The 14,756-nt window shown below is 72.6% G+C and carries 15 protein-coding genes and 1 tRNA gene; 9 read left to right on the forward strand and 7 right to left on the reverse strand.

Annotated features, from left to right (window positions below):
* Positions 1 to 69 precede the first annotated feature (69 nt).
* The 4 genes from JQT67_RS05090 (at position 70) to JQT67_RS05105 (ending at position 4,434) form a co-directional block, all read left to right on the forward strand.
* Positions 70 to 1,719: a DNA repair helicase XPB gene (locus tag JQT67_RS05090; protein WP_208063789.1), complete on the forward strand. Its 1,650-nt coding sequence runs from the start codon at positions 70 to 72 to the stop codon at positions 1,717 to 1,719.
* Positions 1,720 to 1,772: 53 nt separating this feature from the next.
* A complete protein-coding gene (locus JQT67_RS05095; RefSeq protein WP_208063790.1) occupies positions 1,773 to 2,468 on the forward strand; it encodes a response regulator transcription factor in 696 nt (231 codons plus the stop codon).
* On the forward strand, positions 2,469 to 4,082 hold the full coding sequence (locus tag JQT67_RS05100) for a cell wall metabolism sensor histidine kinase WalK (protein WP_208063791.1): 1,614 nt from the start codon (positions 2,469 to 2,471) through the stop codon (positions 4,080 to 4,082).
* Positions 4,083 to 4,143: 61 nt separating this feature from the next.
* A complete protein-coding gene (locus tag JQT67_RS05105; RefSeq protein WP_208063792.1) occupies positions 4,144 to 4,434 on the forward strand; it encodes a WXG100 family type VII secretion target in 291 nt (96 codons plus the stop codon).
* A gap of 49 nt (positions 4,435 to 4,483) precedes the next feature.
* On the opposite strand, the gene groL is transcribed toward JQT67_RS05105, so the two are convergent.
* The 3 genes from groL to JQT67_RS05120 all read right to left on the reverse strand — a co-directional run bounded on the left by groL (position 4,484) and on the right by JQT67_RS05120 (position 7,154).
* The gene (gene groL, locus JQT67_RS05110) at positions 4,484 to 6,103 is read right to left on the reverse strand and encodes a chaperonin GroEL (RefSeq protein WP_021010712.1); all 1,620 of its coding nucleotides are present in this window, start codon (positions 6,101 to 6,103) and stop codon (positions 4,484 to 4,486) included.
* Between the two features lie 116 nt (positions 6,104 to 6,219).
* On the reverse strand, positions 6,220 to 6,780 hold the full coding sequence (locus tag JQT67_RS05115; protein ID WP_208063793.1) for a LytR C-terminal domain-containing protein: 561 nt from the start codon (positions 6,778 to 6,780) through the stop codon (positions 6,220 to 6,222).
* Positions 6,777 to 7,154, reverse strand: a complete 378-nt coding sequence (locus JQT67_RS05120) for a DUF3263 domain-containing protein (RefSeq protein ID WP_208063794.1) — start codon at positions 7,152 to 7,154, stop codon at positions 6,777 to 6,779. The genes JQT67_RS05115 and JQT67_RS05120 overlap by 4 nt, the downstream gene beginning before the upstream one ends.
* 82 nt (positions 7,155 to 7,236) lie before the next feature.
* Here JQT67_RS05120 and msrB point away from each other — a divergent pair, with 82 nt between their 5' ends.
* Entirely contained in the window at positions 7,237 to 7,635 is a 399-nt protein-coding gene (gene msrB / locus JQT67_RS05125; RefSeq protein WP_021010715.1) for a peptide-methionine (R)-S-oxide reductase MsrB, read from the forward strand.
* 35 nt (positions 7,636 to 7,670) lie between these two features.
* Complete coding sequence (locus JQT67_RS05130) at positions 7,671 to 8,315, forward strand: GNAT family N-acetyltransferase (RefSeq protein WP_243755711.1); 645 nt, start codon at positions 7,671 to 7,673, stop codon at positions 8,313 to 8,315.
* Positions 8,316 to 8,568: 253 nt separating this feature from the next.
* On the opposite strand, the gene JQT67_RS05135 is transcribed toward JQT67_RS05130, so the two are convergent.
* Positions 8,569 to 9,501, reverse strand: coding sequence for a DMT family transporter (locus JQT67_RS05135; protein WP_208063796.1), 933 nt, complete (start codon positions 9,499 to 9,501; stop codon positions 8,569 to 8,571).
* Complete coding sequence (locus JQT67_RS05140) at positions 9,498 to 10,022, reverse strand: GNAT family N-acetyltransferase (protein ID WP_208063797.1); 525 nt, start codon at positions 10,020 to 10,022, stop codon at positions 9,498 to 9,500. Before JQT67_RS05140 ends, JQT67_RS05135 begins: the two co-directional genes overlap by 4 nt.
* A 46-nt stretch (positions 10,023 to 10,068) precedes the next feature.
* On the opposite strand from JQT67_RS05140, the gene JQT67_RS05145 reads away from it, so the two are divergent.
* A tRNA-Thr gene (locus JQT67_RS05145) sits at positions 10,069 to 10,140 on the forward strand.
* 1 nt (position 10,141) lies between these two features.
* Here JQT67_RS05145 and JQT67_RS05150 read toward each other — a convergent pair.
* Positions 10,142 to 11,119 carry a thioredoxin domain-containing protein gene (locus JQT67_RS05150; RefSeq protein ID WP_208063798.1) on the reverse strand — a complete coding sequence of 326 codons (978 nt, stop codon included), beginning with the start codon at positions 11,117 to 11,119 and terminating at the stop codon, positions 10,142 to 10,144.
* A gap of 4 nt (positions 11,120 to 11,123) precedes the next feature.
* Positions 11,124 to 12,014 carry a thioredoxin domain-containing protein gene (locus JQT67_RS05155; protein ID WP_208063799.1) on the reverse strand — a complete coding sequence of 297 codons (891 nt, stop codon included), beginning with the start codon at positions 12,012 to 12,014 and terminating at the stop codon, positions 11,124 to 11,126.
* 175 nt (positions 12,015 to 12,189) lie between these two features.
* On the opposite strand from JQT67_RS05155, the gene JQT67_RS05160 reads away from it, so the two are divergent.
* Positions 12,190 to 13,266: an ABC transporter ATP-binding protein gene (locus JQT67_RS05160; protein ID WP_208063800.1), complete on the forward strand. Its 1,077-nt coding sequence runs from the start codon at positions 12,190 to 12,192 to the stop codon at positions 13,264 to 13,266.
* Positions 13,267 to 13,370: 104 nt separating this feature from the next.
* Positions 13,371 to 14,678 (forward strand): DUF4032 domain-containing protein, encoded by a 1,308-nt coding sequence (locus JQT67_RS05165; RefSeq protein ID WP_208063801.1) that lies wholly within the window; start codon positions 13,371 to 13,373, stop codon positions 14,676 to 14,678.
* The last annotated feature ends 78 nt before the right edge of the window (positions 14,679 to 14,756 follow it).

The raw sequence follows: 14,756 nt of genomic DNA on the forward strand, positions 1-14,756 counted from the left end.
GCCATCCCGCCGGAACGCCGTCGGCGAACGCCGGGGCTGTACCCCTGCAGGGCGGTAGGCTGGAACGCGATGACTCTCGGCCCCCTGATCGTCCAGTCCGACCGGACCGTGCTGCTCGAGGTCGCGCACCCCGACGCGGCCGCGGCGCGGCAGGCGCTGCAGGTGTTCGCCGAGCTCGAGCGCGCTCCCGAGCACATCCACACCTACCGCGTGACGCGCCTCGGGCTGTGGAACGCGCGCGCCGCGGGCCACACCGCTGACGAGATCATCGGCACGCTCGACCGCTACGCGAAGTTCCCCGTGCCCGCGGGCGTCGCGCAGGACATCCGCGAGACGATCGGCCGCTACGGGCGGCTCGTGATCGAGCGCGACGACGAGGGCCTCGTGCTCCGCAGCCAGGACCGCCCGGTGCTCGAGGAGGTGCGGCGCTCGAAGAAGATCGCGCCGCTGCTCGCGGGCCCCGCCGACGGCGGCATCCGGGTGGTCGACTGGGCGCGCGGCGAGCTCAAGCAGGAGCTCGTCAAGCTCGGCTGGCCCGCCGAGGACCTCGCGGGCTACACGCCCGGCACCCCGCTCGAGATCGAGCTCGTCGAGGACGGCTGGACCCTGCGCCCGTACCAGACGGATGCCGTGACGCACTTCGCCGACGCCGGCTCGGGCGTCGTGGTGCTCCCGTGCGGCGCCGGCAAGACGATCGTCGGGGCGGCGGCGATGGCCGCGACCGACACGACGACGCTCATCCTCGTCACGAACACCGTCTCGGCGCGGCAGTGGCGGGCCGAGCTGCTCGCGCGCACGAGCCTCACCGAGGACGAGATCGGCGAGTACTCCGGCGCGTCGAAGGAGATCAAGCCCGTCACGATCGCGACCTACCAGATCCTCACCGTCAAGCGCGGGGGCGAGTACGCGCACCTCGGCGTGCTCGATGCGCTCGACTGGGGCCTCATCGTCTACGACGAGGTGCACCTCCTGCCCGCGCCGGTGTTCAAGCTCACCGCCGATCTGCAGGCCCGGCGCCGGCTCGGGCTCACCGCGACGCTCGTGCGCGAGGACGGCCGCGAGTCGGACGTCTTCAGCCTCATCGGCCCCAAGCGCTTCGACGCGCCGTGGAAGGAGATCGAGGCGCAGGGCTTCATCGCGCCCGCGGAGTGCTTCGAGGTGCGCATCGACCTCGACGAGGACGAGCGGCTCGAGTACGCCGCCTCCGGCGATCGCGACCGCTACCGCATCGCCGCCTCGAGCCCGCGCAAGATCGACACCGTGCGCCGCGTGCTCGCGCAGCACCCCGACGAGCCGACGCTCGTCATCGGGCAGTACCTCGACCAGCTGCACGAGCTCGCCGCCGCGCTCGACGCGCCGCTCATCACCGGCGAGACGCCCGTCTCCGAGCGCGAGGAGCTCTTCCAGGCGTTCCGCACCGGCGAGGAGCGCGTGCTCGTGGTCTCGAAGGTCGCGAACTTCTCCGTCGACCTGCCCGACGCATCCCTGGCCGTCCAGGTCTCGGGCTCGTTCGGCTCGCGGCAGGAGGAAGCGCAGCGGCTCGGCCGGCTGCTGCGGCCGAAGGGCGGCCGCACGGCGAGCTTCTACACGATCGTCGCGCGCGACACCGTCGACCAGGAGTTCGCGCTCGGCCGCCAGCGCTTCCTCGCCGAGCAGGGCTACGCCTACACGATCCTCGACGAGCACGAGCTCGGCGTCGCCGATCGCGCTGGCGTCTGACGCGTTCCGGCGACTCCCAGACTCCTCTCAGGCAATCACCAGAGACTGTGGGCATGACCGAGCCGAACGCCAAAGTCCTCGTCGTCGACGACGAGCCGCACATCCGTGACCTGCTGACGACGAGCCTGCGGTTCGCGGGCTTCGACGTGCGCGCCGTCGGCGCGGGAGCCGCCGCCATCTCCGCCGTCCTCGAAGACGAGCCCGACCTCATCCTGCTCGACGTCATGCTCCCCGACATCAACGGCTTCGGCGTGACCAAGCGGCTGCGCGCATCCGGCTTCACCTCGCCCATCCTCTTCCTCACCGCCAAGGACGACACCGAGGACAAGATCAACGGCCTCACCGTCGGCGGCGACGACTACGTCACGAAGCCGTTCTCGCTCGACGAGATCATCGCCCGCATCAAGGCGATCCTGCGCCGCACGATGGCCGAGACCGACGACGCGACGATCCACGTCGGCGACCTTGCGATGAACCAGGACACGCACGAGGTGACGGTGCGCGGCGAGGAGATCGAGCTCTCCCCCACCGAGTTCAAGCTGCTGCGCTACCTCATGCTCAACGCCAACCGGGTGCTGTCGAAGGCGCAGATCCTCGACCACGTCTGGGAGTACGACTTCAACGGCGACGTCGGCATCGTCGAGTCGTACATCTCCTACCTGCGGCGCAAGATCGACGACGGCTCGAGCGAGCCGATGATCGTCACCAAGCGCGGCTTCGGCTACATGCTGAAGTCCCCGAAGGCGTAGGTGCGACGGGCGCTGCTCCGCCTGCTCGGCCGCACCTCGCTGGCCGGGCGGATCAGTGCACTCATCGTCGTGGTGATGACCTTCGGGCTCGTGCTCGCGGGCATCGGCACGCTCAGCATCATCCGCGACGCGCAGGTCGCCGACATCGACGTCGAGATCCAGGAGGCGCTGACGGCGTTCACGAGCGAGCCCGTCACGCGCCGCGACACCCCCGAGCAGTGCGACCTTGCGCAGCGCATGCCCAACACGTACTACCTGGGCGTCGCCGAGGCCGACGGCGTCATCGTCTGCGACAACAAGCTGCCCGACCCCGAGAACCCCGACCTCTCGGGGCTCTCGCTCGCGACGATCGTCGAGCAGCCGCGGGCGTTCACGATCCCCTCGATCGACGCGCAGTCGTCGTGGCGCGCGCTCGTCGCGCCGACGACGGTCGAGGGCACGGGCGAGCTGCTCATCTCGGTCGTCGCGGTCAACACCGAGCAGCTCGAGACGACGACCGGCACCTTCATGCTCGTCTTCGCGGGCTTCTCGGTGCTCGCGGTCGTGCTCGGGGCCGCGCTCACGCGCATCCTCGCAGTCTCGACGCTCCGCGGCCTGCGGCGCACGGCGAAGCAGGCCGAGCGCTTCGCCGACGGCGACTTCGAGACGCGCCTGTCGACCGAGCACCCGCGCACCGAGGTCGGCTCGCTGCAGCGCTCGCTCAACGGCATGCTCGACCGCATCGAGGCCGCGATCGAGCAGCGCGACGAGTCGGTCAAGCAGATGCGGCAGTTCGTCGGCGACGCGAGCCACGAGCTGCGCACGCCGCTCGTGTCGGTGCGCGGCTACGCCGAGCTCTACCGGATGGGCGCGATCTCGCGGCCGGAGGACGTCGCGAGCGCCATGGAGCGCATCGAGGGCGAGGCCAAGCGCATGGCGCGGCTCGTGGAGGACCTGCTGCAGCTCGCGCGGCTCGACGAGCGGCGGCCCATGGACCTGCAGCCGCTCGACCTCGTGCCGCTCGTCAACGACGCGGCGTCCGACACGCGCGCCGGCTCGCCCGACCGGCAGGTGCACGTCCTGCCGATCGACGCGGATGCGATGGGTCCCGTGGAGGACGAGGTCGACGACGCGCTCCCCGACGCGATCTTCACGCCGCCGCCGCTCACGCCGCCCGCGATCGTGCTCGGCGACGAGCACGCGCTGCGCCAGGTGATCTCGAACCTCATCGGCAACGCGCTGCGCTACACGCCGGAGGGCTCGCCGATCGAGCTCGCGGTCGGCGTCACCGCGCGCCGCCGCCGCGCGGTCGTGATGGTCGTCGACCACGGGCCCGGCGTGCCGGCCGACCAGCGCAGCAAGGTCTTCGAGCGCTTCTTCCGCACCGACGAGTCGCGCGCGCGCGAGACGGGCGGCTCCGGCCTCGGCCTCGCGATCGTGCGCGGCATCGTGCGCGCGCACGGCGGCCGGATCGACGTCGTCGAGACGCCCGGCGGCGGCGCGACCTTCCGCATGGCGATCCCGCTCGCACCCGACGAGGCCGTCATGGCGCTGAGCCACAAGCTGCGCCCGGCCGACACCCCCAACACGATCACGGGCGACCATCCACAGGCCCGCGCCGCCGCCGGGCGCTGACCCGACGCATCCCCCTACCGTCTCCCCGAGCGCGGATGCTCCGCGCGGGATCGAGGGGATCATGAGCAGGTACGTCGTCGACGGCGACGCCATCCACGGCGCGCACCTCGCGGTGCGGTCGACCGCGTCGCGGCTGCAGTCGGAGTCCGCGGCGATGCTCGCGCAGCTGCAGGCGCTGCAGGACTCGTGGACGGGCCAGGCCTCGGTCGCGTTCCAGGGCGTCGTGCAGGACTGGCGGGCGACGCAGGTGCGGGTCGAGGAGTCGCTCGCGAGCATCAACGAGGCGCTCGCGCTCGCGGGCCGGCAGTACGACGAGGTGGAGCAGGGGAACACGCGGCTGTTCGCGGGCTGAGACGACGAAGGGCCCCAGCAGCGCTGGGGCCCTCCGATCGGTGGATCTCCTAGAAGTCCATGCCACCCGTGGGGTCGGCCGGCATCGCCGGCTGCTTCTCGGGCTTGTCGGCGACGACGGCCTCGGTCGTGAGGAAGAGGCCGGCGATCGACGCGGCGTTGGCGAGCGCCGAGCGCGTCACCTTCACCGGGTCGGCGATGCCCGCGGCGAGCATGTCGACGTACTCGCCGGTCGCGGCGTTGAGGCCGTGGCCGACCTCGAGGCCGCGCACCTTCTCGGCGACGACGCCCGGCTCGAGGCCGGCGTTCGTGGCGATCTGCTTGAGCGGCGCGTCGACGGCCACGCGCACGATGTTCGCGCCCGTCGCCTCGTCGCCCTCGAGCTCGAGGCCCTCGAACGCGGTCTTCGCGGCCTGGATGAGCGCGACGCCACCACCGGCGACGATGCCCTCCTCGACGGCGGCCTTCGCGTTGCGGACGGCGTCCTCGATGCGGTGCTTGCGCTCCTTGAGCTCGACCTCGGTCGCGGCACCCGCCTTGATGACGGCGACGCCGCCGGCGAGCTTCGCGAGGCGCTCCTGGAGCTTCTCGCGGTCGTAGTCGCTGTCGGTGTTCTCGATCTCCGAGCGGATCTGGCGCACGCGGCCCGCGATGGCCTCGGCCTCGCCGGCGCCCTCGACGATCGTCGTCTCGTCCTTCGTGATGACGACCTTGCGCGCGCGGCCGAGCAGGTCGAGCGTCGCGCTCTCGAGCTTGAGGCCGACCTCCTCCGAGATGACCTGGCCACCCGTGAGGATCGCCATGTCGGCGAGCATCGCCTTGCGGCGGTCGCCGAAGCCGGGGGCCTTGACGGCGACCGACTTGAAGATGCCGCGGATCTTGTTGACGACGAGCGTCGCGAGCGCCTCGCCCTCGACGTCCTCGGCGATGATGACGAGCTGCTTGCCCGCCTGGATCACCTTGTCGACGATCGGGAGCAGGTCCTTGATGTTCGAGATCTTCGAGTTGACGATCAGGATGTACGGGTCCTCGAAGACCGTCTCCTGGCGCTCGGGGTCCGTCACGAAGTACTGCGACAGGAAGCCCTTGTCGAAGCGCATGCCCTCGGTGAGCTCGAGCTCGGTGCCGAAGGTGTTCGACTCCTCGACGGTGACGACGCCCTCCTTGCCGACCTTGTCGATGGCCTCGGCGATGAGCGCGCCGATCTCCTCGTCGGCGGCCGAGATCGAAGCCGTGGCGGCGATCTCCTCCTTGGTCTCGACCTCCTTGGCGTTGGCGAGCAGCTGCTCGCTCACCGCGGCGGTGGCCTTCTCGATGCCGCGCTTGAGGCTGATGGGGTCGGCGCCCGCTGCGACGTTGCGGAGGCCCTCGCGGACCAGCGCCTGCGCGAGCACGGTCGCCGTCGTCGTGCCGTCACCGGCGACGTCGTCGGTCTTCTTCGCGACCTCCTTGACGAGCTCGGCGCCGATCTTCTCGTAGGGGTCCTCGAGCTCGATCTCCTTGGCGATCGAGACGCCGTCGTTCGTGATCGTGGGGGCGCCCCACTTCTTCTCCAGCACGACGTTGCGGCCGCGCGGGCCGAGGGTCACCTTCACCGCGTCGGCGAGCGTGTTGAGTCCACGCTCCAGCCCGCGACGGGCCTCCTCGTTGAATGCGATCATCTTTGCCATTGCAGTTCGTCCCTCCTGGACGCTGTGGACGTTCATCTGGCACTCCGACGATAGGAGTGCCAGTACCCGAGTCTGGCACTCTCCCCTGTCGAGTGCAAGCCGCGGCGGAGGGCGCGTCAGGGCGCGGTCGGCGTGGGCGAGTGCGTGACCGCTCCGCCCTCCTGCGGCTCGGCGCTCGGGGCCGTGCCCACCGCATCCGCACCCAGCACGATCGTGATCGGGGTGCCCGTGACGCGGCCGTCCGAGAGCCGTGCCTCGCCGACGCCGAGGCCCTGCGCGAGGCCGCGCGCGATGGGCGCGAGCGACTCGTCGTCGTACCAGACGACCGTGCGCTCGACGTTGCCGCCCGTCGAGCCGCCGGTCGCGAGCACGTTCCAGCCCGCGTCCGAGAGCGCTTGCCCGACGCCCGCCGCGAGCTCGTGCTCGCCCGACTGGTCGAGGACGGTGATGGATGCGTCGACGCCGGGATCGATCTGGCCCGGGTCGGAGACGACCTCGGCGACCTCGCTCGCGACGGGCGCGGGCGGCGCCGACTGCGGGCGGAGCCGGTCGAGCAGGAAGAGGCCGATCGCGATGAGCACGATCGTCACGCCGAGCGCGCACAGCAGGATCACCCAGCGCGGCGTGCGCCGCGACGAGCTCGAGCGGTGGGCGCCGACGCGCTGCGTGCGGCTCATCGGCCCTCGCGCACGCGCAGCAGCCGCCGCACGAGCATCGGGTCGTGGTGGAGCGCCTCTGGCGTCTCGAGCAGCCCGTCGAGCACCTGGTAGTAGCGCGTCGTGGTCCAGCCGAACTCGGCGCGGATCGCGCGGGCCTTCGCGCCGCCGTGGCTCGTCCAGCGGCCCTCGAAGTCGAGCACCCGCCGGATGCGCTGCTCGCGCGCCGACTGCAGGTCGTGCGCCGACGCATCCGTCGACGACGAGTGCGCCTCCGGCTCGACGACGGAGTCGGCGGCCGCGAAGGCCACGGCGGCGGCGTCCAGCGCGGCGGAGTCGAGCGCCGCGGCGTCGTCGGCGGCCGGCGCGCTGGCGGGTCGCGGCTCGGTCGGCATGCTGCCGATCCTACGGGCGTCGCGGGGTTCCGCCCGCCGCGAAACACAGTCGGCGCAATGGTGCCGCGCGTACGCTTGCGGCATGACCGATTCGATCGAACGCTCCGACTCCGAGTGGCGCGAGGCCCTCTCGCCCGACGCCTACCGCGTGCTGCGCGAGGCCGGCACGGAGCGCCCCTGGACGGGCGCGCTGCTCGACGAGTCGCGCCAGGGCGTCTACTCGTGCGGCGCGTGCGGCAACGAGCTCTTCGACGACGAGACGAAGTTCGACTCCGGCTGCGGCTGGCCGAGCTTCTTCGACGCGCGCGAGGACGCGGTCGAGCTCGTCGAAGACCGCTCGCTTGGCATGGTGCGCACCGAGGTGCGCTGCGCGAAGTGCCACAGCCACCTCGGCCACGTCTTCAAGGACGCGCCCCAGACGCCGACGGGCGACCGCTTCTGCATGAACTCCGTCGCGATGAGCTTCACGCCCGAGTCCTGAGGCGCGGCTCGCGTCGCCGCTAGCGTGGCGGCGTGATGACGCTCGAGGAGATCTGGCCGCTGCTCGGCCTGCGGCTGACGACCCCGCGGCTCGAGCTGCGGCCGCTCGCCGACGACGACATCCCGCACTACGTCGCCGCGGCGGCCTCGGGCATCCACGACCACGCGCCGCGCACGCCGTTCGGCAGGCCGTGGGACGAGGCGCCCGACATGGCCGCGCGCTCGGCGCGCTGGATCTGGCAGTCGCGCGTGCGCGCCGAGCGCGACGACTGGGTCGTCATGCTCGGCGTGTGGGCCGACGGCGCGCTCATCGGCGCGCAGGACGTCGCCGCGCGCCGCTTCCCCGCCGAGCGCACGGTCGGCACGGGCTCGTGGCTGCGCCGCGACGCGCAGGGCCGCGGCTACGGCAAGGAGATGCGGCTCGCGGCGCTGCTGTGGGCGTTCGACTCGCTCGGCGCCGAGGTGGCCGAGACCACCGCGTACGACTGGAACGCGGCGTCGCTCGGCGTGAGCCGCGCGCTCGGCTACCAGCCCAACGGCGAGAGCCGCCACTCGCCCCGCGAGGGCGTCGTCGAGCGCGAGCTCGACCTGCGGCTGACGGCGGATGCGCTGCGGCGGCCGGAGTGGACGCTCGGCATCGAGGGCGGCGCGGCCGCGGCCCGCTTCCTCGGCGCGCGCTGACGGCGGCCCGCTTGCCACGCGAGCGTCGGCGGCGCGACGCCCGCATCGCGCACGCTCGATCGCGGAGAGCGCTCCGTCGAGCCCGCATGCGGCTCGGCGCGCCGCTCAGCCCGATCGAGCTCTTCGCTGGAGCCCGCCCGCCGGAAGCTCGATCGCGCGGAGCGCGTCGTCGAGTGCGCATGCGGCTCGGCGCCCCGCTCAGCCCGATCGAGCTCCCAGGCCCGTCGACCGCGCTGCCCGCGCGCCCCTCGGCTCAAGCCGATCGAGCCACCCGGACGGGCCGGCGCATCGACGACACCGCGACCGCGACGATCGTGAGGCCTGCGCCGAGCAGCGACCACGTGGTGACCGGGTGGCCGGCCGGGAAGAGCCAGTCGAGCAGCAGCGAGGCGACGACCTGCCCGCAGATGACGCCGAGGCCCATCGTCAGCACGCCGAGGTGGTGCACCGCGACCGACATGAGCGCGATGAACACGATGCCGAGGATGCCGCCCGCGTAGAGCCACGGCTCCGGGGGCAGCGGCCGGGCGGTGACGCCCGCGAGCGACTGGATGCCGACGAACACCGCGAGCGCGACGGTGCCGACGAGGAAGTTCGACACCGTCTGCGCGATCGCCGAGCGCGAGTGCCGCTGCACGAGACCGCCGAACGCCTGCTGGAACGACTGCAGCAGGCCCGCGATGAAGGGCAGCACGACGAGCCACGCGCCCTGCAGCTCCCCCGCGCCCACGAGCGCGATGCCGACCGCGACGAGCGCGAGCAGCGCCCCGATGACGCGCGGCGCGGTGATGGGCTTCCGCGCGAGGCCGCCGAAGCCCGCGCGATCGACCGCGAGCGCGCTCGTCGTCTGCCCCGCGACGACGCCGACCGTGTAGAGCGCGACGCCGGTCGTGCCGACGACGACGCCCTGGGTCGCGACGAGGAAGGCGCCGAGCAGCCCCGTCGTCGCGTACCACCACGGCATCGAGCCGTCGCGGATGACGCCGACGAGCCGGCGCACGCCCGCGCGGGCGCCGGGCGAGACGAGCAGCAGCACCCCGAGCAGCGCGAGTCCGACCGAGAACGAGACGAGGGCGGCGAGCATGCCGTGGTCGAGCCGGGCGCCGAGCTCGCCGTTGATGCGGCTCTGCACCGCGAGCCCAGCGCCGGCGGCGATCGACGCGAGCAGCCACAGCAGGTGGATCATGCGCCCTCCAGCGGCTCGAGGGCGGGTGCCGGGTCGGTCGCGAGGCGGGCGAAGCGCACGACGTCGAAGCGCGTCGCCTGCCCGTCGGCGCCGACGTAGCGCAGCCGCTCGCGCTCGACGCCCTCACGCACGTAGCCGGCGCGCTCGGCGACCGCGATCGAGGCGGGGTTGTTCGCGCGGGCGCCGAGCTCGAGCCGGTGGAGGCCGTCGGCGAAGAGCCGCCGCGAGAGCGCGTCGAGCGCGCGGCTCGCGAGGCCGCGGCCGCGCGCGGCGGGTGCGAGCCAGTACGACATCCAGGCGGTGCCGTGGCGAGGTTCGCGGTCGGCGGCCATGACGCATCCGACCGCCTCGCCGTCGAGCTCGATCGCGAGCGCCTCGGCGGCGATCGCCTCGAGGTAGTCGCGCGCGTCGGCGAGCGCCTCGATCGGCGGCCCCTGCCGGTGGAGGTCGGGCGAGCCGAGGAAGGCGGCGAGCACCGCGGCGGCGTCGCGCTCGGGATCCCAGGGGCGCAATCGGCTCACCGGGCAAGCCTAGAATGGCGGGGCGCCGCGGGCGAACCCGCGCCGCGCCTCCTTAGCTCAGTGGTAGAGCAACGCTCTTGTAAAGCGTAGGTCGTCAGTTCGATCCTGACAGGGGGCTCCTACCGACCCTCCGCGATGAACGCCGCGAGCGCATCCGCATCGCTCACGTCGCCCGCGAACGTCACCCCGTCGACGACCACGGTCGGCACGCCGCGCAGCGGCTCGACGCCCTGCAGCGGCTCCTCGATCGCGCGCACCGTCGCCTGCCGCACCCACCACGCGAAGCGGCCCTCGGCGATGCAGTCGCCGACCTCCGCGCCGTGCTCGGCCGCGAGCGCCGACGCCGACGCCGCGTCGAACGGCTGCCGCTGCAGCATCGACAGCAGGGCCGTCTGGAACTCGCGGTACGCGGCGGGCTCCGCATCCGCGACGCACGCGAGCGCATTCGCACCGAGCGTCGACGCGTAGCCGTTGCCGATCGAGTCGCCGAGCGAGACGGGCAGGTACGCGACGCGCGCCTCACCGGCGTCGGCCATCTCCTCGAGCTCCTTACCGCTCGCCTCGAGCAGCCGGTCGCAGTACTCACACGCGGGGTCGACCACGACGAGCACGTCGGGCACGGCGGATGCGTCGGGCAGCGCCTCGGGCGCACCCTCGGCGGGCACGGGGTCGCGCTCGATCGCGCCATCGGCGTCGAACGCGATCGCGTCGGCCATGTTCGCGGGCCCGTCGGCGGGAGCGAGCGTGACGATCTGGCCGCCGAGCTCCTGCTGGATCGTCTCGAGGTCGGGATCGCGGATCACCCAGCGGTCGAAGACGAGCACGGTCTGCTCCTGCAGCTGCCGCTCGGTCGCGACCGCGAGCGCCTCATCGGCGCTGCCGGCGAGGATGAGCTCGGTGTCGGCGCCGCACGTCGCGACGACCGGGTCGTCGTCGCTCTCGCGGTACTGCTCGACGAGGTCGTCGCACTGCCCGCCCGCGTCGAGGTAGGCGGCGCCGAGCTCGCCGATCGTCGTGATCGGCGCCGGCGGAGACGCGGCGCACCCTGCCAGCGCGGCGAGCGCGACGAGCGCGCCAGCGGCCGACAGGGTGCGCACGCGCTCAGCCGTCGCTCGGTGCGGGCGACTCCGTCGGCTCGGGCGACTCGCTGAGCGAGCCGGCCGTGGCCGTGACGAACGCCTGGAAGCCGGCCGCGTCGCCGGGCGCGCCCTGGTAGCGCTCACCGTTGACGATCACCGTCGGCGTGCGGTCGGCGACCTCGCCGTCGGTGCCCGGCAGCGGCTCGGTGCCGGCGCGCACGGTGGCGTCCTCGACCCAGCTCATGAAGCGGCCCTCGGTGATGCACTCGGCGAGCCCGCCGGCGGTGTCGATGCCGGCCGACTCGGCGACGCCGACGATCTCGTCGTTCGTGAGGCCCGGCGTGCCCTCCTCGGGGCGGTTGTCGAACATCGCGGAGTTGAACGCCCAGAACTGGTCGGGGGCGTGCTCCGCGACGCACGCGGCGGCCGAGGCGGAGCGCGTCGAGTACTTCGTGCCGAGCGACGTGCGGTCGAGGATCGAGATCGGGTGCACCTCGACGGTCGCGGCGCCCGTCTCGAGCAGCTGCTCGAGCGTCGCGCGGTTCGCCTCGTCGAAGGCGCCGCACGCGGGGCACATGTAGTCCTGGTAGACGCGGATCTGGATGATGTCGTCGCGCGGCTCGGTCGGCGTCGGCTCCCCCTCCGGCGGCGTCGCCGCCGTGCGCTCGGCCTCGAAGCCCTGGCCGATCACGATGCCGTTGCTCGCCATGTTCTCGGGGCCGGGACCCGCGGGGCGGATGCTGTTGACGATCACGACCGCCACGATGGCGACGATCGCCACCGCGGCCACGATGATGCCGCCGATCGTCAGGCCCTTCTTGAGGCGCTCCTTCTTGCGGCGCTCCTCCTGCATCCGGCGGGCCTGCTCGCGGGCCTGCGCGCGACGCTCGTTCTTCGTCAGCTTCTCGCTCATGCGTCCTTGTCCTGGGTCGGCCGTGGTCACGGCGGTGGGCGCTGCTGGGGAAAGCGCGCCGCCTTCTAGGGTACCGGCAGCCCGACGTGCCAGGATGAGGCGCGGGCATCGCTGCCCGTCCTCACCACGACGGATCGTCCGGCACGTACCTGCCGGTGGAAAGGGAGTATCGACAATGGCGTCTGTGACGTTCGACAAGGCCACCCGGGTCTACCCGGGCGGCACCCGCCCCGCGGTCGACGCGATCGACCTCGAGATCGGCGACGGGGAGTTCCTCGTGCTGGTCGGCCCCTCGGGCTGCGGCAAGTCCACCACCCTCCGCATGCTCGCGGGCCTCGAGGAGGTCAACGACGGCCGCATCCTGATCGGCGACCGCGAGGTCACCGACATGCCGCCGAAGGACCGCGACATCGCGATGGTGTTCCAGAACTACGCGCTCTACCCGCACATGACGGTCGCCGAGAACATGGGCTTCGCGCTCAAGATCGCCGGCGTCGCCAAGGAGGAGCGCGCGAAGCGCGTCGAGGAGGCGGCGAAGCTGCTCGACCTCGAGCCCTACCTGAGCCGCAAGCCGAAGGCACTCTCAGGCGGTCAGCGCCAGCGCGTCGCGATGGGCCGCGCGATCGTGCGCCAGCCGCAGGTGTTCCTCATGGACGAGCCGCTGTCGAACCTCGACGCCAAGCTGCGCGTGCAGACGCGCACGCAGATCGCCTCGCTCCAGCGCCGCCTCGGCGTCACGACGGTCTACGTCACGCACGACCAGACCGAGGCGCTCACGATGGGCGACCGCATCGCGGTGCTCAAGGATGGCGTGCTGCAGCAGGTGGGCACGCCGCGCGAGCTCTACGGCCAGCCCGCGAACCAGTTCGTCGCCGGCTTCATCGGCAGCCCCGCCATGAACCTCATGGAGCTGCCGGTGACCGAGCGCGGCATCGAGTTCGGCACGCACGTGACGCCCGTCGCGCGCGAGCAGCTCGCGGCGGCGAAGGGCCACGTCGTCGTCGGCGTGCGCCCCGAGGACATCTCGGTCGCCGAGTCGGGCGGCGACGGACTGCCGGTGCTCGTCGACCTCGTCGAGGAGCTCGGCGCCGACGGCTACCTGTACGGCCACGCCGACGTCGAGGGCAAGCGCGTCGACATCGTCGCGCGCGTCGACGGGCGCACGCACGCGTCGCTCGGCGACACCGTGTACATCACGCCCGACCCGGAGCACATGCACCTGTTCGACTCCGACAGCGGCAACCGCCTCTGACCGGCACCGAGCGACGGCCCCGTCCTGGCGACGGGGCCGTCGTCGTCGACGGATGCGTGCGATCGGCCCGAGCGCGCACGCCCGGTCGCGCCTACCATGGCGGCATGCGGTCTGACCTGCGCATCACCTCCGCCGTGATGGACGCGACGCTGCTCGACCTGCCGTGGGACGAGCCGCTCGAGCAGTGGACCGACGCCGACGTCGTGCAGCTGCCGAAGGGCATCTCGCGGCACCTCGTGCGCTTCGCGCGGCTCGGCGGCCGCGTCGTCGCGATCAAGGAGACGACGCCCGAGATGGCGACCCGGGAGTACGGGATGCTCCGCACGCTGCAGCGCCTCGACGTGCCGTGCGTCGAGCCGCTCGCGGTCATCGCCGACCGCGTCGACGCCGACGGCAACCCGCTCGCCGCGGCGCTCGTCACCCGACACCTGCGCTTCTCGCTCCCCTACCGCGCCCTCTACTCCTCCGCGCTCAAGGAGCCGACCGCGCAGCGCCTCGTCGACGCGCTCGCGGGGCTGCTCGTGCGGCTCCACCTCGTCGGCTTCTACTGGGGCGACGTCTCGCTCTCGAACACGCTCTTCCGCCGCGACGCCGGCGCCTTCGCCGCTTACCTCGTCGACGCCGAGACCGGCACGCTGCTGCGCGACGGCCTCTCGGACGGCCGCCGCGAGGACGACCTCGAGATCGCGCGCGTCAACATCGCGGGCGAGCTGCTCGACCTCGCCGCGGGCGACCGGCTCGACGAGTCGATCGATCCCGTGCAGGTCGCCGGCTCGATCGTCGACCAGTACCGCTCGCTCTGGCACGAGCTCCACAGCGACGAGGTGCTGCCCGCCGACGAGCGCTGGCGCATCTCCGCTCGCATCGAGCGCCTCAACGCGCTCGGCTACGACATCGGCGAGCTCGCGATCCGCACGGGCGACGGCGGCACGACCGTGCGCATCCAGCCCAAGGTCGTCGACCCGGGCCACCACCACCGCCGCCTGCAGTCGCTCACCGGCATCGACGCGCAGGAGAACCAGGCGCGGCGGCTGCTCAACGACCTCGACGAGTACGTCGCGACGCAGCACGACCTGCGGCCCTACGTCGGCGACGAGGCGCTCGCCCACGAGTGGCTCGAGCAGGTGTTCCAGCCGATCGTGCAGTCGGTGCCGATCGAGCTGCGCGGCAAGCTCGAGCCCGCCGAGATCTTCCACGAGGTGCTCGAGCACCGCTGGTTCCTCTCCGAGCGCGAGCAGCGCGAGGTGCCGCTCGCCGAGGCGGCCGAGCAGTACATCGCGACGCAGCTCGCTTTCCGGCGCGACGAGGCGGCGCTGCTCGACCTGCCGCTCACGATGACGATGCCGATCGTGACGGTGCAGGGCCTCCTCGACGAGGAGGACGACGAGGGCGACTGGCGCGACCGCGTCTGACCCTCCCGCCGGGACCTCCCCGCCCACCGGGGCGCATCCGCCCGACCGGGGCTGGCGCGCCCGCCCCGGTCGGGCGGA

It is taken from the genome of Agrococcus sp. TF02-05, from assembly GCF_017565345.1.
Classification (GTDB): Bacteria; Actinomycetota; Actinomycetes; order Actinomycetales; family Microbacteriaceae; genus Agrococcus; species Agrococcus pavilionensis.